This is a genomic window from Sinorhizobium sp. 6-70, assembly GCF_030124375.1.
Classification (GTDB): Bacteria; Pseudomonadota; Alphaproteobacteria; order Rhizobiales; family Rhizobiaceae; genus Sinorhizobium.
Map to the genome: position 1 here is coordinate 99,860 of NZ_JASKLS010000017.1, position 24,345 is coordinate 124,204.

Sequence of the window (24,345 nt, forward strand, 5' to 3'; positions counted from 1 at the left end):
GCCTCCTACCGGTTCGACGAGAAGGTGAAGGCGGACTGGAGGGCGTACATGACCCGGTCCAGAACGAAGCCGATGATGCCGATCGTGAGCACCGCGACCATGATGCGGGCGAGCGAGTCGGAGGAACCGTTCTGGAACTCGTCCCAGACGAACTTTCCGAGGCCGGGGTTCTGCGCGAGCATCTCGGCCGCGATCAGCACCATCCAGCCCACGCCGAGCGAAAGCCTGAGCCCGGTGAAGATCAACGGAAGGGCGGAAGGCAGAACCAGCTTGCGGATCGTCGTGGCGGTCGAAAGCTGCAGGACCTTGCCGACATTCACCAGATCCTTGTCGATCGAGGCGACGCCGAGTGCGGTGTTGATGAGCGTCGGCCACAGCGAACAGAGGGTGACGGTAACGGCCGAGATCACCAGCGACTTAGGCAGCAGGCTCGACGGATCGGCATAAAGTGCCGAGACGACCATGGTGACGATCGGCAGCCAGGCCAGCGGCGAGACCGGCTTGAAGATCTGGATCAGCGGGTTGATGGCGCCGTTGATGGTCTTGGAGAGACCGGAAGCGATCCCGAGCGGCACGGCGACGAGCGTCGCGATCACGAAGCCAAGCCCGACCGTCATCAGCGATGTCGTGATCTGATCGATGTAGGTCGGCTTACCGGTGAACGCCCGATGCTTCACCAGGTCGGCTTTGCCGTCGGCTACGAGCTTGGCGTTGCGTTCGTCCTGGCGGGCATAGAAAGCAGTTGCCTTGCTCCGTTCCGCGAAATGATCCTGGAGGAGCACGTTGGCCTGGCCGAAGACGGCGGCGGGGCCGGGAATGGCGCCAAGCGAGGTTTGAACCTTCGGGGCAAGAAAGCCCCAGAGGGCGAGGAAGCACAGGATGCCGGCGAGCGGCACCAGCAGCACCTTGCGAATCTCGGACATTTGTTCGGCGACACTGTCGCCAGCCGCCATGCGCAGGATCGGGGTCACCCAGCCGAGGCCAAGCACATTGAGCCAGCCGGCGGCTTTATTGATCCGCTGAAACAGGCGCTCTCTTCGCGCGAGTTTAGGGTCAGCCATGGTGATCGCTTGAGTCATGGATTTGTCTCATCTGTTGGAATTGTGGTCCAGGAGCCGGCAGCTTCGAGTTTCGCGCCGCCGGCCCGACGTTCAGCCGCCGACGACATCCGACCCGGAAATCGTCTGTTCGTTCTTGAGCCCGATCTTGAGGGAGTCGATGTAGGCGTTCGGCGCCTTGGCATCGAAGGTGACGCCATCGATGAAGTCGGAGGTCGGCGCCCTGTAGCCGTCGGTGCCAAAGGGGAAGTCGCCCGTTTTGGCCTTGCCCTCTTCGACCAGCATCCCCGCCGCTTTCATGTAGATGTCAGGCAGGTAGACGGACTTTGCCGTTTCCGCATACCAGGCATCGTCCTTGTGCTCGGCAATCTGACCCCAGCGGCGCATCTGCGTCAGGTACCAGATGGCGTCGGAGTAGAACGGATAGGTGGCGTTGTGGCGGAAGAAGACGTTGAAGTCGGGAACGTCGCGCTTGTCGCCCCGCTCGTATTCGAAGGTGCCGGTCATCGAATTTGCGATGACGGCCGCGTCGGCGCCGACATATTCGCTACGCGACAGGATTTCGACAGCCTCGGCCCTGTTGGCGTTGTTGTTCTCATCCAGCCATTTGGCAGCGCGAATGAGCGCCTTTGTCAGCGCAAGCGTCGTGTTCGGGTATTTCTCGGTGAATTCCTTGGTCAGACCGAAGACTTTTTCCGGATTGTTCTTCCAGATTTCGTAGTCGGTCACGACCGGAACGCCGATGCCCTTGAAGACCGCTGCCTGGTTCCAAGGCTCGCCCACGCTGTAGCCGACGATCGTGCCAGCTTCGAGCGTGGAGGGCATCTGCGGCGGCGGCGTCACGGACAGGAGCGCGTCCGCCCTGATCTGTCCTGTGACGTTTTCCGGCGAATAGAACCCCGGATGGATGCCGCCGGCAGCGAGCCAATAGCGAAGCTCGTAGTTGTGGGTGGAAACCGGAAACACCATGCCGAGATTGAACGGCTTGCCCTCGGCCTTGAACGCGTCCACGACAGGCTTCAGGGCGTCGGCCTTGATGGGGTGGACCGGTTTGCCGTTGTCGCCGAGCGGAATATTCTCCTTCATCATCGCCCAGACGTCGTTCGAGACGGTGATGCCGTTGCCGTTCAGGTCCATGGAGAAGGGCGTCACGATATGCGCCTTGGTACCGAAACCGATCGTGGCGGCGAGCGGCTGACCGGCGAGCATGTGCGCGCCGTCCAGTTCGCCGGTGATCACGCGATCGAGCAACACCTTCCAGTTGGCCTGTGGTTCGAGCGTGACGAACAGCCCCTCTTCCTCGAAGAAGCCCTTCTCATAGGCGATCGCGAGAGGCGCCATGTCGGTGAGCTTGATGAAGCCGAGCTTGAGCTCGTCCTTCTCGGGCACCAGCATTTCGGCAGATGCGAAAGAGTCGGCGCCCACATAGAGTGCAGCAGCCAAGGCGGCGAGCGAACACTTCGCGAATTTTCCGGTGGAAGGCCTGTTCATGCTTTTCTCCTGTGTGCCGGCGATGGGAGGTTCGCCTGCGGTTCGGTGCAAAAAGAAAAAGGCTGCCAAACCACAGTCCAACGCTCTGCCTCGTTCAGAGCGCGTTCCCGGTTTGGCAGCCTTGCCTTCTGCGCCCTTCATTGGACGCCGATTATTTCGTGCGGACCCGACGGCCCTACGCTTCCCTCAATGCAGGAACCGTGCCAGTTTCGTGGATGGGTAAATTTTTGTGATTTTTCAGGATTGGAAACAAAGGGCAGTGCGCTGGTGAGAGGCGATTAAGCTGTTGCTTGAATAAATTTTGCGCAGTGCACAATAATCGAGCAGCGCTCGGGTGCACTCAGCGCTGGCTCGCCAGATAGTCGTCCAGCCCGTCCGGGTCGAAGATCCGGCCGTCGAAAAAACCGTCGGGGCCGAGAACGAGCCCTTTTTCCGACGCGCCGACCGGTGCCGCCGCGGTCAGCGCACCCTCGACCTTCATGTTGGCACCGGGCATTGGCGCGGCAATCGGCTTCAGGGCCTGTCGGTAGATGTCGGGCCGGTAGGTGTCGCGCGCGCGTTCCGCAAGCGCGGCCGAATGGGGCGTGTGTCCCCACCGCACCATCTGGCTGTAGAACCAGAGGGCGTGGCTCTGCCAGGGAAAGGTCGCACCCTTGGCGTGCGGGACAAAGAACTCAGGAATGTCGCCGGTCGCCCCATCGCCGAGCAACAGTCGGCCCGTGAGGATCGGCATCAGCCTCTGGCGCGGCAGGTCAAGATAAGCAGGCGTGCTCATCAGTGCCGCGAGTTCCTCGTGGTTTGCGCTGTCGCCGCACCACATCGCACTTCGGTAGAGCGCACGCAGCAGCGCGTCCAGCGCGGGGCGGTTTTCGGCGGCGAACCTGGCCGAAACGCCGAGCACCTTTTCCGGGCTCAACCGCCAGATCGACGCCTTGGTGGTGGCAAAGCGCCCGGCATGGCTTGCGACCGCGACGCTGTTCCACGGTTCGCCGACGCAGAAGCCGTCGATGGCGCCGGTCGACAGCGCATCGGCCATCAGTGGCGGGGGAACCACGACAATCTCGACGTGGCTTTCCGGATCGATGCCGCAGCCCGCGAGCCAATAGCGCAGTTCGTAGTTGTGGCCGGAGAAGGGGTGGACGACGGCAAAACGCAATGGCGGCTCGCCCGCGTCGCGGCGTCGTGCGACGACCCGCCTCAGCGCTGCGCCATTGGCGCTCGGGTCGGTGCCGGGGCCGGCATCTTCGGCGACCATGCGTTCCCAAAGGTCGCGCGAGACCGTCACCGCGTTGCCGCCAAGTCCGAGCGCAAAGGGCGCCACGAGGTCCAGCGACAGCGGCGTGAGGCCGAGATTGGATGCGATCGGCATTGGCGCCAGCATGTGGGCGGCCTGGAAATGGCCGACGGCGATCCGATCGCGGATATTGGCCCAGGAGGTTTCCCGGACGAGTTGCACCGACAGGCCCTCGTCGGTGATGAAGCCTTTTTCGCTGGCGGCGACCAGCACGGCGCTGTCGAAGAGCGGCAGGAAGCCAAGGGTGATGTCGGCGGTGGCAGCCATTTACAGGTCCTCCAGCAATCCCGCCGCCAGCACCAGGCTTTGTGCGATTTCGGCTAACTTGCGGTTCTGGTTCATCGCGGTCGTGCGCAGGAGCTTGTAGGCCTCGTCCTCGCCGATGCCGCGCGACTTCATCAGGATGCCCTTGGCACGGTCGATCACCTTGCGGTCCGCAAGCTCGCTGCGCGCTTCCGCCAACTCGCGCTCCATGCGCGAAAAGGCATTGAAACGGCTGATCGCCATGTCGAGGATCGATTTCACGCGCTCCTGCCGCAGTCCGTCGACGACATAGGCCGAGACGCCGGCATCGATCGCCGCTTCGATCATGCTGCTGTCGGATCGGTCAACGAACATGGCGATCGGGCGCTTCACCGAGCGAGAGAGCTGGAACATGCTCTCCAGCAAATCGCGATTGGGATTTTCGAGATCGATGACGATCACGTCCGGTTGCAGCCTTTCGATCACGCGCCCGACGCCATGGACATCGTGCACGATGCTCACGCGATTGTGGCCGGCATCGCGCAAACCCTCCTCGATGATCGAGGCGCGGATGGCGTTCTCGTCAATTACAAGAATGGTCAGGTCGCGGCGGGTCATGCGGCGATCATGATGCAGTGCAACAAATTTCGCAATATATTTGCCTAAAAAATTTGCGAACTAGCTGATTGCATTATTTTGAGGCGAATGGAGCGCAGAGTGGCTCCGATCAGTCGAGGCTTGAACCGGTCATCGGGCCCCTCCATCTATTTTGAACAACAGTACCAAATTGTTTCGGTCCGTTGGTTCGGCGGCATGGTCGCCGCCGTTTGAGGATCAGATCATGGGTTTCATCGACAAGGAAATAGCGCCCGTCGACGACGGCGCGCTGACGGATGCCTATTCGCATGCAATTGCCGGCGCAGTCGATGTGGTCGGCCCGGCGGTCAGCCGCATCGAGCGAGTGGGCGGCAGGGGCGGTCATGGCTCGGGCTTCGCCGTTTCTTCCGACGGGCTGATCGTGACGAACAATCACGTCGTCGGGGATTCGAAGGCCGTTCGCATCACGACGCCGGATGGGTTCGTGACGGAAGGTCGTGTGCTTGGTCGCGACGTCGACACCGACATCGCGCTCATACGGGCGAACTCGGGCGTCGGCGCCTGGGCGCGGCTGGCGGATTCGAAGCGATTGCGGCGGGGGCACATTGCCATTGCCATCGGCAATCCGCTGGGCTTCGAGTGGACCGTCACGGCGGGAATCGTCTCGGCACTTGGTCGCTCCATGCGGGCGGCGAACGGGCGGCTGATGGACGACGTGATCCAGACGGACGCCGCCCTCAATCCCGGAAATTCGGGAGGGCCGCTGGTCTCGTCGGGCGGCGAAGTGATCGGGGTCAACACCGCCGTGATCCAGGGCGCGCAGAGCATCGCCTTTGCGATCGCCTCGAACACGGCGAATTTCGTGATTTCCGAGATCCTGAGATACGGGCATGTCAGGCGGGCCTATATCGGCATCGCCGGCGACACCATCGAACTGCCGCGCAGGATCGCCCTGGCGGCCGGAACCGACCGGACGACATCGGTTCGGTTGAGAAGGCTGGAGCCCGGCGGCCCGGCCGAGCGCGGTGGTCTTCGGGAAGGCGACTATATCCTGTCGATCAACGGCAAGCCCGTCGGCGGCGTGGACGACGTCGTCAGGCTGATGGACGGCGAGAGGATCGGTCAGGCGACCGAATTCCTGATCTTTTCAGTGGCGGGCAAGCTCGAAAAGAGAACATTGGTGCCGGTCGCTCGATCGTGAGCGGCCCGCGCCGATTGCCAACGAGTCCGAGGAGCTGGAGCGGGATCCCAGTGGAAACCGCTCCAGCTCCTCGCCCCTCTAAAGATCATTCATTGTTTCATTGAAACAGTGAACGATCTAACTCTCTGAAACTGCGTAGCTTCGCCCTGTGCCGTCGTTGAGTGCTGCCTGCTCTCGGGCAAGCATGCGTTGGTTAGCAGCGGCCCAGGCTGCCCAGAGCCATCAGGTCGACCGTCGGAAGAACGTTCTTGTCGCTGATGTATTCGACTTCCTGGAGCAGGGAGGCCAAGGCCAATTCCAGACAATATTGCACGCCTTCGACGTTCAATGTCTTGGCGGAGTCTCGCGCGTAGCTGACGAGGCGGGCAAGGGCCAGAAGTTCCTTCTCCCTGTCTTCCACGTCGATAGGTAGCTTGATGGATTGCTGCATGATTTTCCCCAGTGCCACTCGGGGGTCACTGCGACCCGCTTTCGCCAGCAAATATAGCGTGACTTCGGCGCCGTGGGCGTGACACGAGCGTGACACACGCTGAATGGGAAATGCAACCGCTCCTACGTCTCAGGTTGATTAAGCAAAATCTTCCACATGGTTGTGGAATTGAACGCCCAGCCGGGCCTTTCGCCACGCCGTTCGTCCGGCTGAGCCCGTACCGCGTCGAAAAGCGCAAGGGCGTCGGCGCGCTTCTGGTCGACCATCCCCTGCTGCAGCCTCGCCGCCAAGGCGGCACGATCGCCATCCGCTTGAAGTTCTGCCCCGGCAATGATCGCTGCCCATGTGCGCCGCTTGTAGAATATCTGCCCGGCTGCCGCCTCGATCCGCGCCGCATCCGCAACCGTGATCGAGCTGCCCTGCCTGAGGCGCGCGAGCGTTGCGCGCACATTGACCAGCGGGACCGTCAGGGGCGCATAGCCGAGCTCGGCGGGAGCGTGAAGCAGGGCCACATCCGAGTCGTCCGTGAGTTCGCCTGTGGTATACTGGCGATATATTTCTCCGATCCCCACCATTCCGAACGGCGCACATTCAGCGGCGCGCAAGGCCCCCATGCTCGCCGCCCCAAAGACCTGCACGCCTTGCGAAAGGGCGAACAATATCTCCTTGTGCCAGACGGGCGCCACATGTTCGAAATTTCCGTCGACAAGGCCGATGATCGTCGCGCCGGCGCGTGCGGCGCGCAGGATGTCACCCTGCATCGCAGGCGGATGGACCGCGAAGCCCGCACCGGCGAGTTCGCGCGCATCGGGGACAGTCGGACCGACGAACACGATCTTCATGCCACCTCCAGTGCCCAGGAGAGCGCCCGTGTGCCGAAGCGGCGCTTGCGTTCGCCCTCCGGGTTTTCCAGCTCCGGAACGAACAGTTTGACAACCGCAAAAGGAAGGCCATCGCCGAGCAAGGGCACGGAAACGACCGTACTGATGCCGGCGTCCCGCAACCGCTGCAGAACGAAAGACAATAGCGCGTCCGGTCCCCCCGCCGGGGAGTCGACGCGCGTCGGCGCTTGCGGCGCGGCCTCGAACAGTCTTTGCGTCTGCTGCGGCAAAGGGCGAACGAACGTCTCCGGATAGACGTCGTCGCGCGCGCCGCTGATATAGGTGAGCCTCGATTGGGCAGCTTCGGTCACGGCGCGGATTGCCGCTCTGACCGCATTCGGATGTGCCCCGTGTCCGACCGTGACATGGTGGAAAAGCGGCGCCTTCGCCGTGAGGATGTCCTTCCCGGCCACGACAGCGGTGAAGCTCGGTATGCCGACGTCACTGGTGATGTCGAAAAGGCGCAGCTCGAGTTCGGCTGCGGCAAACTTGGCGGCCATTGCATCGAGCACCGGATCGCCGAGCGCCTGCGTTGCGACGCAGCGTCGAAGCCTCGTTGCCAATGGCGTGAGGCGCCACAGCACCTCCGCGTCACGTTCGATCCGTTCCAAGAGCCCATGCAGCACCGCTTCGGTCTCGGTGTTGCCGGAGGCGAGGCCATCGGACGATTGCCAGAACCGGCAGTTCTCCACCGTTCTGTCGAGCAGGGCGGCCTCCAGCGGAACCCACGTCGGCGCGCCTCCGTCGAGGTTGCGCCCGAGAACCCACCGGATCGGCTCGTCGTCGCCAAGATCGGCTCGCGCGCTGGCGATCAGCCCCGGCAGAGACAGGGCCTGATCGCCTTCGGCCAACAGCTCACTGCGGCGCGCAACTCTCGTCGGTACGCGCGGCGCGCATGCGACGGCGCGCTCAAGCGCCTCCATCGCCGCTGAGACCTTTGCGTCGATGTCGGTTATACCCTTGCCCTGATTGATAACCAGCGACTTCGAATTCGGAGAGACGGCATTCCAGACCGGTATGCCGATGCAATCCAGTCCAGTCAGCCGCGCGAGCCGCGTAATACCGAACTCCGGCAAAAACGGCTCGATCCGGCCGAAGGTTGTTTCGGCGGCACAGATCCGATCGGAATAGCGAACTGGGCTGGACATGCTTGAAGGGTCGCGCGGGACGACGGCCGCTTTGGCCTGCCCCCCCGCCGCGCGCATGGGCGGCTAGCCGTCCATGAAGCCCCCGAAAACGGCGTCGGCGGTACTGGCCGCGGCTGCCAGATTGACGGTCTTGACGACCGTGGCGCCGGACTTGCGCAATGCGTCGGCGTCGGCCAGCGCGCCCTGCTTGGGCGGGTCGATCCTGGTGACCGTCCCCGCCTTGAGATCCGCAAGCCACAAATGATCCTCTCCGGCAATGCCGAAAACAACAACTTCAGCCATTCATTCACCCCTCTTGCTCTCGCGCGGAATTGCGCCTCAAAAACCTGCCTTCTTCAAGCCCTCGCGGTAATGCTCCCTCTGCCACTCGTCGCGGAAAGGCACGATCGCCATCCATCTGTCGAGATCGAAATCCGGATGGACATCGAAAGTCTTGCGCACGAACTGGCGAGCCTTTCTGCGGTCGCCGAGCATACCCCAGCTCGCGGCCGACAGCCGGTCGGCAGGCGTCCGGTCGCGCATCCGGTCTATATAGGCGAGAGCCTGTTCGTAGCTGCCAAGAGAGTAGCTTGCACCGGCGGCCGTCCAGAAATATTCGTCCGGAGCGATCGGGTTGAGATCGATCGCCGCCTCGATCTTCTGCAGGCCCTCTCCGGGCCGGGAGGCCTGCACCAGGGTATCGGCGTAGCTGGCGATGACATTGGCATAATGCGGGCTGAGCTCTTCCGCCCGGTCGTGGAATTCGACGCTTTCGTCGAATTCGCGGAGGTAGAGCTTGACCACCCCAAGTTCCCTGTAGCCGGAGGCGAGCGTCTCGTCCGCGGCCACGGCCTCCCGCGCATGGCTCTCGGCAAGCGTCAACAATTCGCGATCATTGCGCGCCGTCAGCAGCCATTCGAAGAAATAGCTTCGAGCAAGCCCGCTCATGGCGGGGGCGAAGTCCCTCTGGACGCCAAGCGCTTCGCGGAAGCTCTTGCGCGCCCGGCGGATCTCGGGGAGGTTGAGATGCTTGAGATACCGCTGGCCGAGGAGGTAGCTGCGGTAGGACTCGCCATTGCGTTCGTAGGCGTTGCGGGCGGCTTCGTTCCGCTCGACCTGGCTTGCGATCGCAGAAGCGATCCGATGCGCAATGCCCCTGCGCGACTGCATCAGACCGTCGCCGACAAGATTGAACCGGTCGGCCCAGATGACCTCGTCGCTTGCGAAGAAGATCAGTTGGGCAAAGAGGCTCTGGCTGTCACCCTCGTCGGTCAATCGCGTGTCGAGGATATAGCTGATGGTGTGCCGCTCGTAGGTGTTCGCCTTGTCGGCCTGAAGGCCGATCTGCGCCGCGGTATAGGGCGCGATGACACTCACGGACCGAAGGGCGCAAAGGCCGATCGTCACGTCCTCGATGAGCGAGCTTGCAAAGATCGCCGCGGCGCTATCCGTGCGCTCGGAGTTTGGCGGCAGAAGCACGAGCCGCGGCGGCTTTCTCTGGTGATGGTCGTCCCTGACGAGCACCTCGACGGGCGCGGAGGGCTGGTTGCCGATGATAGGCACCGACAGGCTGACGCTGTCGAAGATGACCTGCGCGTCATGGTGCCGCCCTTCGGATTCCAGCGCGCTCTTCAAGATCGCGCGGACTTCCTCGTCCGACGGGCTGCGCTCGAGCAGTCGCATTGCCGCCGACTTGAGAAGTTCGCGATGTTTGCCCGCGGCGGCGGGCGCCGCGGCAAGCAGGCTTTCCCTGAGCAGCGACATATGCGTCTCGCGCTGGCGGTTGATCCAGGCATCGAGCGCCTTGCCGTGCGATCTTGCGTCCTTCAGGAAATCGTCGCGCAGCACAGTGGCAATGCGGCAGAAGCGAGCCACGGCGTCGCCGCCTTCATCGTTCACGGCATCCAGATCGCTCGTCAAGCTGCCGGCATTGACCAGGATCGACGACTGCGAAAAGGTCAGAAAGGTTCGCCCGAGTTCCGTCTGCTGCGCAGTAATGCGGGAAATTGTCTTGCGCAGGTTGACATAGGCCTGGCTGGGCTCGACGCCGTCCCAGAGCAGCCTCGCAGTCTCCGCCCGGGATTGCTCGCGATGGCCGTTGGCAATCGCAAGACACAGGATGAGCAGGCCTTTCTCGGGGAAGGCGACTTCGCGGCCCGCTTCGTTAAGCAGGCGCAATCGCCCCAGAGTCTGCAACCTGTAGGTCATGCGGCCCCTCGCTGACGGTAAGGCTATGTAGTACCTAGTCTAGCCGTGCAGAGGCTCTGTGCGGCGCGCTCCGGAGGTGACGCTCGTCGACTCCGTATCCGGTGCCTGCGCCATCGCGGCAACCAGCGAGATGATCTTCTTCCGCAACACCGGATCGGCAATCTTCAGGAACGCCCTGTTGAGCGCAATGCCCTCCTTCGAGGCGACGAAGGAAGAAATCTCGTTCGATTCATGCATGTCGCCGGCACTGTCTCGTCCTGACGCCTTGTCATCGTCGCGTTGGAAAAAGAAGCTCGGGTGGACGCCGAGGATATCGGCAATCGCCTGCAGACGGCTCGCGCCGATGCGGTTTGTGCCCTTTTCGTACTTCTGTACCTGCTGGAACGTGATGCCCAGGCCATCGGCCAGCTTCTCCTGGCTCAGCCCTACCATCAGCCTGCGCATTCTGACGCGAGAACCGACGAAGGTATCAATCGGGTTTGGATCCTTCTTATTCATCACAGTGATTCTCCTCGGAACGGTTCGATCTCATTCATATAAGTTTGCTCGAATAAATGGTGTGATGCAATCAGGACGCGCCAGAATCCATGGACTGAAACACATTTTGTGATTGTGTTTGGGTTTCGATTGTGTCGCGCACAAGGCGTCAGACAAACCGGGTTGCGCTCGAGGCGAGCGCGGTTACGCCGAATCCGATCAGCAGAAGCCCGGAAATGCGCGACACCCAGGCGGCGAAACTGTCCGGGAGCCGTCTCTTGGCGAGCGCGACGCCGCCGCTCAAGAAGAACCACCAGGCGAGCGAACCGAGAAAGACGCCCGAGACGACAATAGCGCCCTTTATCCCTTCGCCGACCGTCGAAAGCCCGAGCCCGGCGAAGATGGCGGCGAAGGACAGGATGGTCGTGGGGTTGGCGATGGTCAGGAAGAAGGTCGCGGTCGTCGTGTGAATGAGATCGCGGGCGTCGATCTCGGCGGCCGTAGCAACCGGTTTCGGCGCCAGTCCGCGCCAGCCGAGCCAGATCATGAACACGCCTCCAACCAGGCCGAGCGGCGTCGCGATCACGGAAAGCACGGCAGCGAATGCCGCAAAGCCGACCGCCGCGAGCATCGCGTAGGCCGCGTCGGCGAGCGCGGTTCCGAGGCCGCCCGCGACGCCGGCCCAGAAGCCGCGCGTCAGCGTGCGGCTGATGCAAAGTGCGCCGATCGGCCCAACCGGCGCGGCAATGGCGAGGCCGAGCAGGAGGCCTTTTCCGAAGAGCAATACGGACATGTCTACCGGACCTCCGGTCCTGTAAAGTTATCGGCAACGGTCGAAAGCGCGATGACGGTCTCGCTGCGGGCTAGGTATCGCCGTGCTTTCAGCTCGGAGAGAAACGGCTCGATATCGCCGAGCGTCGGCATGCGGACCTTGACGCAATAGGACCATGAGCCAGTCACGTGATGGCATTCGGCGACAACCGGGTGTGCCGCCATGAACGCGCGGAATTCGGTTTCATCGGCATCGGCCGAAAGGGCGATCCAGACAAAGGCGAGAACGTCGAGGCCAAGGGCGCGATGATCCACGTCGAGCGTAAAACGGCGGATCGTGCCACGGGCAACGAGCCGGCGGATGCGCTCGTTGACGGCCGAGGGCGAGAGGTCGACCGCTGCACCGATGTCGGTCAACGACGTTCGGGCATCCTCCGCAAGAATTCCAATGATTTTTCTGTCGGTAGCATCCATCTCAGCAAAATACGTGGAGTTTTGTAAAAATTCAACTCTTTTTGCTGTCGTCGTCCCTTTCGAATAGACGCGGCAGCGGTCGGCGGATGCTTCAGTGGCCGGCCACGGCGCTTGCCCACCGACAGCCCTGAAGCTATGAGCGGAAGCGTAGTCGCTTGCCCCGAAACAGGGATACCGGGTTGAAGATGATGATCGAGAAGAGGCGCAGACCCGCGGCGCACGCGGACCGATTTCCGGGCTCGCTCATCGTGATGGGCGTGTCGGGAAGCGGAAAATCGTCCGTCGGCGAGCGTATCGCAAAGGCCTATGGCTATCCCTTCATCGAGGGGGATGCCCTGCATCCGCCCGAGAACATCAAGAAGATGTCGGAGGGCGTTCCGCTGACCGACGATGACCGCTGGCCATGGCTTGCGGCGATCGGCCGTAAGCTCGCGGAAAGCCCCGGCCCGGCCGTCGTTGCCTGCTCGGCGCTCAAACTCAGCTATCGGCAGAAGCTGCGTGAAAGCGCGCCGGGGGAACTGGCTTTCGTCTATCTCCACGGAACCGAGACGGTGTTGGCGGAGCGCATGCAGCATCGCACCGGTCACTTCATGCCGCCGTCCCTGTTGAAGACCCAACTCGCGACGTTGGAAGATCCGACCGGCGAGGAAAACACCGTGGCGATCGACATCGACCAGCCGCTGAACGCGATCGTCGACGAGGCGCTGGCCGCCCTCGGCAAGATTTAGCCGCACGCGCCCATTGACCGTCTCGAATCGCGGTTGCCGATTGAATGATGCTACGCCGAGCGCGGAGCATCGATCTGCCGTGTGGGAGCCTTCCTCTTTCCGAATCGTGCTGCGCTGCCCGGCTCTTTGGAAGGAAATTAGCCAAGCGCGATGTTATCGTTCGCGGCAAGGGCCGTGCGGCGTTACGATGCAGTGAACTAATGCGACCTTTGCGCGTCAGGATAGACGCGCGGCGCTGTCAGCGACCGTGCATCGCGGAGGATGCCTGCGAGGCCTGTTTCTGCCGGCGATGAGGAGATCGCCGCCGGGGACGTGCGGAGGAGAAAAAGACATGTATCAAGGTGGATTGAGTTTCGCCCTTGGCGATGACATCGACGCGTTGCGCGACAGCGTGCGCCGGTTTGCGAGCGAACGGATCGCGCCGCTCGCGGAAGAGACGGACCGGAGCAACGCCTTTCCCGCGCCCCTCTGGCGGGAGATGGGAGAACTCGGCGTGCTCGGCATCACCGCCGGTGAGACCTATGGCGGCGCCGGCATGGGATACCTGGCCCATTGCGTCGCGATGGAGGAAATCAGCCGCGCCTCCGCCTCCGTGGGCCTAAGCTACGGTGCCCATTCCAATCTCTGCGTCAACCAGATCAACCGCAATGGCAGCCCCGCGCAAAAGGCCAAATATTTGCCGAAGCTGATTTCCGGCGAACATGTCGGCGCGCTCGCCATGTCCGAACCGGGTGCCGGCTCCGACGTGGTCTCTATGACGCTGAGGGCCGACAAGCGTGGCGACCGCTACGTGCTGAACGGCAACAAGATGTGGATCACCAATGGTCCGGACGCCGACGTGCTGGTGGTCTATGCCAAGACCGATCCGGCCGCCGGCCCGCGCGGCATCACCGCCTTTCTCGTCGAAAAGGGTTTCGCCGGCTTCTCGACCGGCCAGAAGCTCGACAAGCTTGGCATGCGCGGCTCAAACACCTGCGAACTCATTTTCAGAGACTGTGAGGTGCCGGAAGAAAACGTGCTCGGCGCGGACGGTCGCGGTGTCAACGTGCTGATGTCCGGTCTCGACTACGAGCGCGTCGTGCTCTCGGCCGGGCCGCTCGGCATCATGGCGGCTTGCCTCGATGTCGTCGTCCCCTATCTCCATGAGCGCAAGCAGTTCGGCCAGCCGATCGGCGAGTTCCAGTTGATGCAGGGAAAGCTTGCCGACATGTATGTGACGATGAATGCGGCGCGCGCCTATGTCTATGCGGTGGCGGCAGCCTGCGACCGGGGCGAAACCGCGCGCAAGGACGCCGCCGGCTGCATTCTCTATGCGGCCGAAAAGGCGACCGCATTGGCGCTCGAGGCAATCCAGGCGCTCGGCGGCAACGGCTACACCAACGACTATCCGGCCGGCCGCCTGCTGCGTGACGCCAAGCTCTACGAGATCGGCGCCGGCACGAGCGAGATCCGCCGGATGCTGATCGGGCGCGAACTGTTCGCGGAAACAAAATAGACGAACGGCGGCTGCCGTTCTTCGCGCATCTTGGTCAAATCCCGTGCCTGGGGGCTTCATGACAATTTTGAGATCGCATATCTCGGCATCCTCGGACCTCTACAAGAGCAACCGTGCGGCGATGACGGAGGCCATCGCGACAGTCGAGGAGGCGGTGCGGATGGCCGTCAACGGCGGCGGCGAAACGGCGCGGGAGCGCCATGTCAGCCGCGGGAAGCTGCTGCCGCGCGACCGGGTCGCGTCCCTGATCGATCCGGGCACACCCTTTCTCGAGGTCGGCGCCACCGCGGCGCACGGCATGTACAACGGCGATGCGCCGGGTGCCGGGCTGGTTACCGGCATTGGCCGGATTGCCGGGCGCGAATGCATGATCGTCTGCAACGATCCGACCGTCAAAGGCGGCACCTATTACCCGATAACCGTCAAGAAGCATCTCAGGGCGCAGGAAATCGCCGCCGAAAACCGGCTTCCCTGCGTCTACCTGGTCGATTCCGGCGGCGCCAACCTGCCGAACCAGGACGAGGTTTTTCCGGATCGCGAGCATTTCGGCCGGATCTTCTATAACCAGGCGAACATGTCGGCTGCCGGCATCCCGCAGATCGCCGTCGTCATGGGATCCTGCACGGCTGGCGGCGCCTATGTGCCGGCCATGTCCGACGAGGCGATCATCGTCGAGGGGCAGGGCACGATCTTCCTGGCCGGCCCTCCGCTGGTACGCGCGGCGACCGGCGAAGTGGTCTCGGCCGAGGATCTCGGCGGCGCCGACGTCCACACGCGGGTGTCGGGCGTTGCCGATCACCTGGCGCGTGACGACGCGCATGCACTGGCCTTGGCGCGGCGCGCCGTGTCAGCCTTGAACCGCGAAAAACCTTCGTCGGTGGAACTTCGCACGCCGGAGCCGCCGCTCTACGATCCAGAGGAGATCGCCGGGATCGTGCCGGCCGACCTCAGAACGCCCTATGAGATCCGCGAGGTGATTGCTCGGATCGTCGACGGCTCGCGTTTCGACGAATTCAAGGCGCGTTTCGGAACCACCCTTGTCTGCGGCTTCGCCCATATTCATGGGATCCCGGTCGGCATCGTCGCGAATAACGGCGTACTGTTTTCGGAATCGGCGCTGAAGGGGAGCCATTTCGTCGAACTCTGCGCCCAGCGCAAGATCCCGCTCGTGTTCCTGCAGAACATCACCGGCTTCATGGTCGGGCGCAAATACGAAACCGAAGGCATCGCCAAGCATGGCGCCAAGCTGGTGACGGCGGTGGCCACGGTAAAAGTGCCCAAGGTCACCATGCTGGTCGGCGGGTCGTTCGGAGCCGGCAATTACGGCATGTGCGGGCGCGCATTTTCACCGCGCTTCCTTTGGACCTGGCCGAACAGCCGCATTTCGGTGATGGGCGGCGAACAGGCGGCCGGCGTTCTCTCGACGGTGCGCGGCGAAGCGTTGAGGCGGGCCGGCACGCCATGGAGCGAGGAGGAGGAGGCGCGCTTCCGCCAGCCGGTGCTCGATCTTTTCGAGCGGCAAAGCCATCCGCTCTATGCCTCGGCACGCCTTTGGGATGACGGCGTCGTCGATCCGCGAAAAAGCCGCGACGTGCTTGCACTGTCACTGTCGGCCGCGCTTAACGCGCCGATCGCGGATACACGTTTCGGATTGTTCAGGATGTAGGGGAGGTGGGCCATGAAACGCGACAACATCAACGCGATCAACGCACCGCAGCCGCGTGGCGGCTACTCGCAGGCCGTCAGCGTCGAAGATTTTCAACGACTGCTCTTTGTCAGCGGCCAGATACCCATGACCTCCGATGACGTCTTGCCGGAAGGTTTTGAGGCGCAGGCACGCCAGGTCTGGCTGAATATCGACGCCCAGCTCAAAGCCGCCGGCATGACCAAGGCCAATATCGTCAAGGTGACGACCTACCTCGCCGACAGGAACCACACCCTTGCGAACCGTGAGATCCGCAGCGACTATCTCGGCGCGCTGGCACCGGCGATGACGCTGGTGATCGCCGGAATCTTTGATTCCGGCTGGCTCCTGGAAGTCGAAGTGGTGGCGGCAGAATAGAAGCGGAACCGAGGGGCATGTTTTCCAAACTCCTGATTGCCAATCGCGGCGAGATCGCCTGCCGCATCATTCGTACCGCCAGGCGGCTAGGCATCCGCACCGTTGCTGTCTATTCGGATGCGGACGGCGACGCGCTTCATGTGACACTCGCCGACGAGGCAGTGCGGATCGGCCCCGCGAACGCCGCCGAAAGCTATCTTTCGATCGAGCGCGTCATAGAGGCCGCAAGGGCCGTGCGCGCAGACGCAATCCATCCCGGCTATGGCTTCCTGTCCGAGAACGCCGATTTTGCCGGGGCCGTCGCGGCCGCCGGCATCGTTTTCGTGGGGCCGCCACCGGAAGCGATCCGGGCGATGGGCCTCAAGGATGCGGCCAAGGCGCTGATGGAGCAGTCCGGCGTGCCCGTCGTGCCGGGTTATCACGGCGAACAGCAGGATCCGGAGTTCCTCGCAGCCCGGGCCGCGGAAATCGGCTACCCGGTGCTGATCAAGGCGCGCGCCGGCGGCGGCGGAAAGGGCATGCGGCGCGTCGAGCGGCGAGAGGATTTCGGTTCGGCGCTGGAAGCCGCGCAGCGGGAAGCTCAAGGATCCTTCGGCGACGGCGGCGTTCTGATCGAGAAGTATCTGACCCGCCCCCGCCACATCGAGGTCCAGATCTTCGGAGACCGGCACGGCAACATCGTTCATCTTTTCGAGCGCGACTGCTCGTTGCAGCGGCGGCACCAGAAGGTGATCGAGGAGGCGCCGGCGCCGGGCATGACCGCGGAAGTGCGCCGCGCCATGGGAGACGCCGCTGTCAGGGCGGCGCATGCGATCGGCTATGTCGGCGCCGGCACCGTCGAGTTCATTGCCGACGTGACCAATGGCCTCTGGCCGGACCAGTTCTATTTCATGGAGATGAACACGCGGCTGCAGGTGGAGCATCCGGTGACCGAGGCCGTCACCGGACTCGATCTTGTCGAATGGCAGCTGCGCGTCGCAGACGGCGAGCCGCTGCCGAAAAAGCAGGGCGAGATCGGTATAGACGGCTGGTCCTTCGAGGCACGCATCTATGCCGAGGATCCGACCCGCGGCTTCCTGCCGGCGACCGGGCGGCTGGCGCACTTGAGTTTTCCGGACAGCAACGTGCGCATTGACTCCGGCGTCACGCAGGGCGACGCGATAACCCCCTTTTACGATCCGCTGATCGCCAAGCTGATCGTGCATGCCGGGACACGCTCGGCGGCGCTAACGCGGCTGCAGGCGGCGCTGAAGGAAGTCCGGATCGGCGGAACGGTTACCAATCTCGATTTTCTCATCAAGCTGACGGACGAACAGGATTTCCGCGCCGGCAGGCCGGACACCGGACTTATCGACCGGACGGTCGAGCGGCTGGCGGCGCCGAGCGACCCGGACGACGAGGCATTGGCGCTGGCGGCAATTGTCTCCACCGGCGTCCTCCAGCCAATGACGTCCACGGATCCCTGGGCCTCGCTCGGCTATTGGCAGATCTGGGGCGATGCCCACCGGACGATTTCCATCGATCACGCGAGCGGACGCGCCGCCGTCACGCTCGCGTCGCGCGGACGCGATCAGTTCGCAGTTCGTGCCGGTACGAGCACCCTGCCGGTACTCGTGCTCGAACGCTTCGAAAACGGTGCGCGGCTGGAAGTGGCCGGGCAGAGGCGAACGCTTCGCTTCCTTCGGCAAGGCGAGACGCTGACATTGTTTCTCAATGGCCGGAACCTGGTGTTTCACCTGCCGGATGGGTTGGCCGGCGGACATGGCGGGGAAATTGCCGACGACGAGCTCGTCGCTCCGATGCCGGGGCTCGTCAAGATGGTCCGTGTCGGCGCCGGCGAGGCCGTCGCCAAGGGCCAGCCGTTGGTCGTGATGGAGGCGATGAAGATGGAGCTGACGCTTTCCGCCTCGCGAGAGGGGACGGTCGCGAGCGTGCACGTGGCCGAGGGCACGCAGGTCAGCGAGGGTACTGTCCTCGTAACGCTCAGTGAGGAGGCCGCACAGTGACATCGTCGGCAAGCGAGCACGTCACGATCGTCGAGATGGCGCCGCGCGACGGCCTCCAGAACGAATCCCGGCTTGTCGATACCGATGACAAGATCCGGCTCGTCGACCTGCTCTCCGATTGCGGTTTCGAGCGCATCGAGGTGACCAGCTTCGTCAGCCCGAAATGGGTGCCGCAGATGGCCGATGCCCCGGCGGTGATGGCCGGCATCGCGCGGCGCCCGGGCATTCGCTACGCGGCGTTGACGCCGAACATCCGGGGCTTCGAGGCTGCCCGCGCCGCGAGCGCCGACGAGGTGGCGATTTTCGCCTCCGCCTCCGAAAGCTTCTCCGAGAAGAACATCAACTGCTCGATTGCCGAGAGCATCGAGCGCTTTCGTCCTGTCGCGGAGGCAAGCCGGCACCATGGAATTCCGATGCGCGGCTACGTCAGCTGTGTCGTCGAGTGCCCTTACGAGGGACCGATCGCGCCGGAGGCCGCCGCCCGCGTCGCACGCCTTCTTTCCGAACTCGGCTGTTACGAGCTCAGTCTCGGCGACACCATCGGGCGCGGCACGCCGGAAGCCGTTGATACCATGCTGGCGACGGTGCTCGGCGACGTCGCGGTGTCGAAACTTGCGGGTCATTTCCACGATACGTCCGGCCGGGCGCTGGAAAATATCGCTGTCGGCCTCGACCGGGGTCTGCGGGTGTTCGACGCCTCGACCGGCGGGCTCGGCGGTTGCCCCTACGCGCCCGGCGCCGCCGGCAACGTCGATACGCTGGCGGTGAATGCCTTCCTGCAGAAAAGGGGATTTTCGACCGGGCTCGACACCGCAAAGCTCGATCGCGCGGCCGCCTTCGCCCGATCCCTGAGGAGCGCAGCATGACTGACCAGACGATCCGGTGCACGGTCGACAAACGGGGCATCGCCCGCCTGACGCTCGCCCGTCCGGAAAAGCACAACGCGCTTTCCGCCGCGATGATCAGCGAGCTGACGGATGCGGCTGTCCGGCTTGGCGATGACAAGGCGGTCCGTGTCGTCATTCTCGACGGCGAGGGGAAGAGTTTTTGTGCCGGCGGCGATCTCGACTGGATGCGCCAGCAGTTTGGCGCCGACCGGCAGGAGCGGGTTGCCGAAGCAATGCGTCTCGCGATGATGTTCAAGGCGCTGAACGAGATGCCGAAGCCGCTGATCGCGCGGGTGCATGGCAATGCGTTCGGCGGCGGGATCGGGCTGATGAGTGTCTGCGACGCCGTCGTCGCGGCGGCGGGCGCAAAATTCGGCCTGACGGAAGCGAGGCTCGGGCTGATCCCGGCGACGATCAGTCCCTATGTCGTCGCCCGGATCGGCGAAGGGAGGGCGCGGCCGCTGTTCATGTCGGCCCGGCTCTTCGGCGCCGAAGAGGCGCTTGCCGCCGGTCTTGCGACGGTCGTGGTCGACGATGGACAGATGGACGCCGCTGTCGATGCGGAAATCGCGCCCTATCTTTCCGCGGCGCCACAAGCGGCCGGAAGGGCGAAACGCTTGGCGCGCTCGCTTGGCATGCCGATCACAGATGCAGTCATCGCCGCGACGATCGAGCAGCTTGCCGACACCTGGGAAACGGAGGAAGCCCGGGAAGGGATCTCGGCCTTTTTCGACCGGCGAACGCCTTCCTGGCAGTCATGAGCAACGTCTGCGCTTGAAATGATCACGGATTGAGCTTATTTTACGTATGTGTTGATCAAGTCAAGATCGAGTTTTGCCATGATTGCGCTCAGCCTGGATATTCCCGCTGCCCGTTTCGGGGAGGATCAATCCCCGTTTCTGTCGGCGCGTCTTGTCGCCGACCGTCTGGGCATAACGCTTGCCGAACTCGCCAAACTGATTGGCGTCGCGCGGAACACGCTGACGGCCAAGACCGGCGCCCGCAAGGTCGATAGCGCCTTGAGCAAGGTCGTCCGCATCCTCGCCATGGCGTCCGAAATGGCGGGCGACGAGGCCCGTGCCGTCATCTGGTTCAAGCATCAGCCGATCCCCGGCTGGGCCGGAAAGACGGCGTTCGATCTCGTCGGAGAAGGCAAGGCCGACAAGGTTCTCGCTTATCTGGAAGCTGTTCGCGCCGGCGTCTACGCCTAAGCGGCATGAGGAAAAGTGTGAGCGGTTTTCCGTCCGCATCCCGCTCCAACTTAGAGCCTGCCGCGCCGATGCCGCTGTGGCGCGCCTTCGTGCCGCGCTGGGCCCATGTCCCGCTTTCTGGTGACGGGGCGGCGCGCTTCGGTGGCCGATGGAATCCGGTGGGCATGCCGACGGTCTATGCCGCGCGCGAACTTTCGACCGCTTGGGCCGAATACAACCAGGGTTTCGTGCAGCATCCGGCGCTGATCGTGCGGCTCGAGCTTTACGATGCGCGGCTGGCCGATCTTACGGACGCCAATGTTCTTGCGGAGCTTGGCCTGACGGATGCGATCCACCGATGCGAATGGCGAGACGACCTCGACAGGGGCGTGGTGCCGCAGACCCATGAGGTGCAGGCCGATCTCTCGGCCCGGGAGTTTCACGGCGTGATCTACCCGTCTTTCATGTCGCCCGGCGGCACTTGCGTCGCGCTCTGGCGCTGGAACGGCGCGGGCGAGCCACGCCTTGAGGTCATAGATCCGGAAGGCAGGCTGCCGAAATCGCCGGCCTCCTGGCTTTAGACGGAAAACTGTTACACACTTTTCCTGGAATTGTTTTAGAGCGGGATGAGGAAAACTGCGCGGTTCTCCGTCCGCATCCCGGGTCTGCACAACGCCTATTTGGAGGACGATTCCTCGGTCTTGTTCAGGCGATATTTGAAGTCGCAATGGGACGCGCCCTGCATCACCGTCTGCGTGCGCTCCAGCGTGATGCGCGGATCGTAGCCGGTGCAGAATACGCCGTCGCGATTGCAGGACAGAAGATGCCCGATATGCCCGAGACCCATTTCCCGATAGGTCTCGGCGTAGCGACAGCGCAGCACGTTGTAGTGGAACTCCTCGTCCGTCGCCTTGACGACCTCGATCGTCAGCGCGTCGTCCTGGGTCCAGAGATCCTGCAACTCCTGAAACGTCCGCAGGCTGGTTCCGCCGGGCGTTTTTGCGGCAAAGGCCTTTCCGGCGTCGATGGCGGCGCGCGTGATCGCGGTATCGATGATGGATTGGGCGAGTTCCTCACCGACCTTCTCACGCATGACCTCATAGAGCGGCGCGATGATCCCCGCCTCGATCTTGCGTCTGGCAAGAATGCCGAGCTCTCCGTCCATTGCCGATCTGGAGTCGCTTTGTTCGTCGGTCACGTGCAGGTCCTTTCACTGGTGAAGGCGCCGCCTCTTTGCGTTAGCGCAGCACTTTGCCGGGATTGAGGATGCCGTTCGGGTCGAGGGCATTCTTGATGCGGCGCATGACGTCCAACTCGGCCTCGCTGCGGGAGTGGTCGAGGAAGTCGCGCTTCAAGGTGCCGATCCCGTGTTCGGCGGAGATCGATCCGTGATAGGCGGCAACAAGCGGATAGACGATCGCATCGACTTGATGCGCGGTTTCGTCGCCGGCGTCCGGAACGGAAAAGGCGATATGAAGGTTGCTGTCACCGACATGGCCGAAGAAGGAGACATGTGCCGATGGGAACCGCGTGGAAAGCGCCCTGCTGCATTCGTCGGCAAAGCGGCCGATATCGCCGATCGGCAGGCTGACATCGAGATTGACGAGGGAAGGCAGCAGCCTGTCCATGGCATGGCCCTCGCGCACGCGCCAGAAGCTCTGGGCCTCCTTCTCCGACTGGGCGATCAGCGCATCGCCGATCGTTCCGTCTTCAAGGGCCTGTCCGAGGAAGGTCTCGAATTGCTCGCGTTCGCCGTTCTGTCCGCGGATGTCCTGCTCGATGATCGCGGCGAAGGCCGGAGAGGTCTCGAAAAATTGCCGTCCTTCCGCCTCGCAATTGAAGCGGAAGTAGCTCTCCCACATCGCTTCGAACGCGGAGAGACCGGAAAGCTCCCGCTGAGCGCGCTTCAGCAAGGCGACGACATCCGCGTAGCTGTCGAGCGCACAAAGTGCCGTCAGCCGTCCGGCCGGCAACGGGCGCAGGCGCAGCACGGCGCGGGTGATGATGCCGAGCGTGCCCTCCGAACCGATGAAAAATTGCCGGAGGTCGTAGCCGGTATTGTTCTTGATCATCTTGTTGAGCGAAGAGACCACCGTGCCGTCGGCAAGCACGACCTCGATGCCCAGCACATTGTCACGGGCGACACCGTTGCGGATGACGCGGATACCGCCGGCATTGGTGGCAAGGTTGCCGCCGATCTGGCACGAGCCGCGTGCGCCGAGATCGATCGGGAGCAGGAAACCCGCATCTTCGGCCGCGCGTTGCGCGACTTCAAGCGGTGTGCCGGCAAGTACGGTCATCGTCGCGGCCGCCGGGTCGATTTCCTCGATACCGGAAAGCCGCTCCATCGAAATGACGATGTCGCCGGTGTCGGGGTTGGCACCGCCGGCGAGTCCTGTCATGCCGCCCTGCGGCACCACGCTTTGATGATGCGCATTGCAGATACCGAGCGCTGTAGCGACCTCGGCCGTACGCGCCGGGCGAACCACGGCGCTCGGGAGGTTTCGCCCGGTGAGGCTCGCGTCACTGCGATAGCGCTCGGTGATACGGCCGCCGGTCAGCACGACCGCCTCGCCGAGCGATCGCGTCAGATCTTCGATAACCGACATTACGTGCCCGTGCGCGCCAGTTCGCCGGTGGGTATTTCGACCCTCCGCTTGACTTCCGGCAGCGCCTCGTCCTTGCGGAAGAGCTTCCATTTGGTCGGCCTGAAGGCGATGCGGGCGTGATCGGCGGCGGTCGCGCGTTCCGGCGGCAGCTCGATCTCCACGGGCGGGTGCGTGCGGCCGAGATCGAGTTCGAGATGGCGCGTTCCGGCCACGCGGCGGCTGCCGGTCACGAGGCCAGCCAGACAGCCGCCGCAGCCATCGATGAGCTCGATGTCATGCGGGCGGAAGTAGAGGGTCGCCGAACCGTCGGGTTCGCTCGCTGCGCGCAATCCGATCGGTCGGTCTTCGAACCAGATTTCGCCACTGGAAAGCGTCACGTTGAGGCAATTGGACTGGCCGATGAAGCCGTAGACGAAAGGCGAGACCGGATAGTCGTAGATTTCGTCGGGGGTTCCGACCTGTTCGATCGCGCCATTGCTCATCACGACGATGCGGTCGGCCAGTTCCAGAGCTTCCTCCTGGTCGTGGGTGACGAAGATCGTGGTGTGGCCGGTTCGGTCGTGGATTTCCCTGAGCCAGCGTCTCAACTCCTTGCGCACCTGGGCGTCGAGCGCTCCGAAGGGCTCGTCGAGCAGCAGCACGTTGGGCTCGACCGCCATGGCGCGCGCGAGCGCCACGCGCTGGCGCTGGCCGCCGGAGAGCTGGGCCGGATAGCGCTTTTCGAGGCCGGAGAGCTGCACGAGATCGAGCAGATCGAGGGCCCGGCGGCGGATTTCGGCGGCCGGCGGCCGACGGTTGGCAGGCCGTACCTTCAGCCCGAAGGCGACGTTGTCAAGCACCGTCATGTGCCGGAAGAGGGCATAGTGCTGGAAGACGAAACCGATGTTTCGTTCCTGCACGCTCTTTTTCGATGCATCCTCGTCGCCGAAGAAGATCATGCCTCCGGTCGGGCTCTCGAGCCCGGCGACGAGCCGCAGCAACGTGGTCTTTCCCGAGCCGGACGGGCCGAGCAAGGCGATCAGTTCGCCGGACCGGATGTCGAGCGACACGTCGTCGAGCGCCGGGAAGCGGCCGAATTCCTTGCGTATGTTCTGGACGCGGACTTCCATGGATGTC

The 24,345-nt window shown here is 63.5% G+C and carries 25 protein-coding genes; 10 read left to right on the forward strand and 15 right to left on the reverse strand.

The annotated features are described in order from the left end of the window. Positions 1-5: 5 nt before the first annotated feature. From QN222_RS25890 to QN222_RS25905, 4 genes are all read right to left on the reverse strand, one after another. Complete coding sequence (locus QN222_RS25890) at positions 6-1,079, reverse strand: ABC transporter permease (RefSeq protein ID WP_283963558.1); 1,074 nt, start codon at positions 1,077-1,079, stop codon at positions 6-8. A 72-nt stretch (positions 1,080-1,151) separates the two neighbouring features. Next, positions 1,152-2,549, reverse strand: coding sequence for a CmpA/NrtA family ABC transporter substrate-binding protein (locus QN222_RS25895; protein ID WP_283963557.1), 1,398 nt, complete (start codon positions 2,547-2,549; stop codon positions 1,152-1,154). Between the two features lie 340 nt (positions 2,550-2,889). Continuing rightward, entirely contained in the window at positions 2,890-4,110 is a 1,221-nt protein-coding gene (locus tag QN222_RS25900) for a CmpA/NrtA family ABC transporter substrate-binding protein (RefSeq protein WP_283963556.1), read from the reverse strand. Beyond that, on the reverse strand, positions 4,111-4,704 hold the full coding sequence (locus tag QN222_RS25905) for an ANTAR domain-containing response regulator (protein ID WP_283963555.1): 594 nt from the start codon (positions 4,702-4,704) through the stop codon (positions 4,111-4,113). Between the two features lie 223 nt (positions 4,705-4,927). Here QN222_RS25905 and QN222_RS25910 point away from each other — a divergent pair, with 223 nt between their 5' ends. Beyond that, complete coding sequence (locus tag QN222_RS25910; RefSeq protein ID WP_283963554.1) at positions 4,928-5,884, forward strand: S1C family serine protease; 957 nt, start codon at positions 4,928-4,930, stop codon at positions 5,882-5,884. 193 nt (positions 5,885-6,077) lie between these two features. Here QN222_RS25910 and QN222_RS25915 read toward each other — a convergent pair whose 3' ends face one another. The 8 genes from QN222_RS25915 to QN222_RS25950 all read right to left on the reverse strand — a co-directional run bounded on the left by QN222_RS25915 (position 6,078) and on the right by QN222_RS25950 (position 12,252). After that, entirely contained in the window at positions 6,078-6,314 is a 237-nt protein-coding gene (locus tag QN222_RS25915) for a hypothetical protein (RefSeq protein ID WP_283963553.1), read from the reverse strand. A gap of 122 nt (positions 6,315-6,436) precedes the next feature. Beyond that, positions 6,437-7,156, reverse strand: a complete 720-nt coding sequence (locus tag QN222_RS25920; protein WP_283963552.1) for a TfuA-like protein — start codon at positions 7,154-7,156, stop codon at positions 6,437-6,439. Then, positions 7,153-8,343, reverse strand: a complete 1,191-nt coding sequence (locus tag QN222_RS25925) for a YcaO-like family protein (RefSeq protein ID WP_283963551.1) — start codon at positions 8,341-8,343, stop codon at positions 7,153-7,155. The genes QN222_RS25920 and QN222_RS25925 overlap by 4 nt, the downstream gene beginning before the upstream one ends. 63 nt (positions 8,344-8,406) lie before the next feature. Further along, positions 8,407-8,625, reverse strand: coding sequence for a hypothetical protein (locus QN222_RS25930; protein WP_283963550.1), 219 nt, complete (start codon positions 8,623-8,625; stop codon positions 8,407-8,409). Positions 8,626-8,661: 36 nt separating this feature from the next. Then, entirely contained in the window at positions 8,662-10,530 is a 1,869-nt protein-coding gene (locus QN222_RS25935; protein ID WP_283963549.1) for an SARP family transcriptional regulator, read from the reverse strand. Positions 10,531-10,569: 39 nt separating this feature from the next. After that, on the reverse strand, positions 10,570-11,028 hold the full coding sequence (locus QN222_RS25940) for a helix-turn-helix transcriptional regulator (protein ID WP_283963548.1): 459 nt from the start codon (positions 11,026-11,028) through the stop codon (positions 10,570-10,572). A 148-nt stretch (positions 11,029-11,176) separates the two neighbouring features. Next, entirely contained in the window at positions 11,177-11,800 is a 624-nt protein-coding gene (locus tag QN222_RS25945) for a LysE family transporter (RefSeq protein ID WP_284005649.1), read from the reverse strand. Positions 11,801-11,802: 2 nt separating this feature from the next. Further along, complete coding sequence (locus QN222_RS25950; RefSeq protein ID WP_283965758.1) at positions 11,803-12,252, reverse strand: Lrp/AsnC family transcriptional regulator; 450 nt, start codon at positions 12,250-12,252, stop codon at positions 11,803-11,805. Between the two features lie 188 nt (positions 12,253-12,440). On the opposite strand from QN222_RS25950, the gene QN222_RS25955 reads away from it, so the two are divergent. From QN222_RS25955 to QN222_RS25995, 9 genes are all read left to right on the forward strand, one after another. Then, on the forward strand, positions 12,441-12,980 hold the full coding sequence (locus tag QN222_RS25955; protein ID WP_283965763.1) for a gluconokinase: 540 nt from the start codon (positions 12,441-12,443) through the stop codon (positions 12,978-12,980). Between the two features lie 331 nt (positions 12,981-13,311). Beyond that, positions 13,312-14,475: an isovaleryl-CoA dehydrogenase gene (locus tag QN222_RS25960; RefSeq protein WP_283965759.1), complete on the forward strand. Its 1,164-nt coding sequence runs from the start codon at positions 13,312-13,314 to the stop codon at positions 14,473-14,475. Positions 14,476-14,533: 58 nt separating this feature from the next. Beyond that, complete coding sequence (locus QN222_RS25965; protein ID WP_283965760.1) at positions 14,534-16,141, forward strand: carboxyl transferase domain-containing protein; 1,608 nt, start codon at positions 14,534-14,536, stop codon at positions 16,139-16,141. 12 nt (positions 16,142-16,153) lie between these two features. Further along, positions 16,154-16,537: a RidA family protein gene (locus QN222_RS25970; RefSeq protein WP_283965761.1), complete on the forward strand. Its 384-nt coding sequence runs from the start codon at positions 16,154-16,156 to the stop codon at positions 16,535-16,537. Between the two features lie 17 nt (positions 16,538-16,554). Beyond that, positions 16,555-18,543: an acetyl/propionyl/methylcrotonyl-CoA carboxylase subunit alpha gene (locus QN222_RS25975; RefSeq protein ID WP_284005651.1), complete on the forward strand. Its 1,989-nt coding sequence runs from the start codon at positions 16,555-16,557 to the stop codon at positions 18,541-18,543. After that, complete coding sequence (locus tag QN222_RS25980; protein ID WP_284005652.1) at positions 18,540-19,409, forward strand: hydroxymethylglutaryl-CoA lyase; 870 nt, start codon at positions 18,540-18,542, stop codon at positions 19,407-19,409. The genes QN222_RS25975 and QN222_RS25980 overlap by 4 nt, the downstream gene beginning before the upstream one ends. After that, positions 19,406-20,191, forward strand: a complete 786-nt coding sequence (locus QN222_RS25985) for a crotonase/enoyl-CoA hydratase family protein (protein WP_283965450.1) — start codon at positions 19,406-19,408, stop codon at positions 20,189-20,191. Before QN222_RS25980 ends, QN222_RS25985 begins: the two co-directional genes overlap by 4 nt. A 78-nt stretch (positions 20,192-20,269) precedes the next feature. Beyond that, positions 20,270-20,641: a DUF2384 domain-containing protein gene (locus QN222_RS25990; protein ID WP_283965449.1), complete on the forward strand. Its 372-nt coding sequence runs from the start codon at positions 20,270-20,272 to the stop codon at positions 20,639-20,641. Between the two features lie 5 nt (positions 20,642-20,646). Beyond that, positions 20,647-21,201, forward strand: a complete 555-nt coding sequence (locus QN222_RS25995; protein WP_283965448.1) for an RES domain-containing protein — start codon at positions 20,647-20,649, stop codon at positions 21,199-21,201. A gap of 95 nt (positions 21,202-21,296) precedes the next feature. On the opposite strand, the gene QN222_RS26000 is transcribed toward QN222_RS25995, so the two are convergent. Genes QN222_RS26000 through QN222_RS26010 form a run of 3 tightly spaced genes read right to left on the reverse strand, consistent with a single transcriptional unit; the run spans position 21,297 to position 24,338 of the window. Further along, positions 21,297-21,824, reverse strand: a complete 528-nt coding sequence (locus QN222_RS26000) for an L-2-amino-thiazoline-4-carboxylic acid hydrolase (protein WP_283965451.1) — start codon at positions 21,822-21,824, stop codon at positions 21,297-21,299. 34 nt (positions 21,825-21,858) lie between these two features. Continuing rightward, complete coding sequence (locus QN222_RS26005) at positions 21,859-23,229, reverse strand: FAD-binding oxidoreductase (protein WP_283965447.1); 1,371 nt, start codon at positions 23,227-23,229, stop codon at positions 21,859-21,861. Beyond that, the gene (locus tag QN222_RS26010) at positions 23,229-24,338 is read right to left on the reverse strand and encodes a sulfate/molybdate ABC transporter ATP-binding protein (protein WP_283965446.1); all 1,110 of its coding nucleotides are present in this window, start codon (positions 24,336-24,338) and stop codon (positions 23,229-23,231) included. The genes QN222_RS26005 and QN222_RS26010 overlap by 1 nt, the downstream gene beginning before the upstream one ends. Positions 24,339-24,345: the final 7 nt, after the last annotated feature.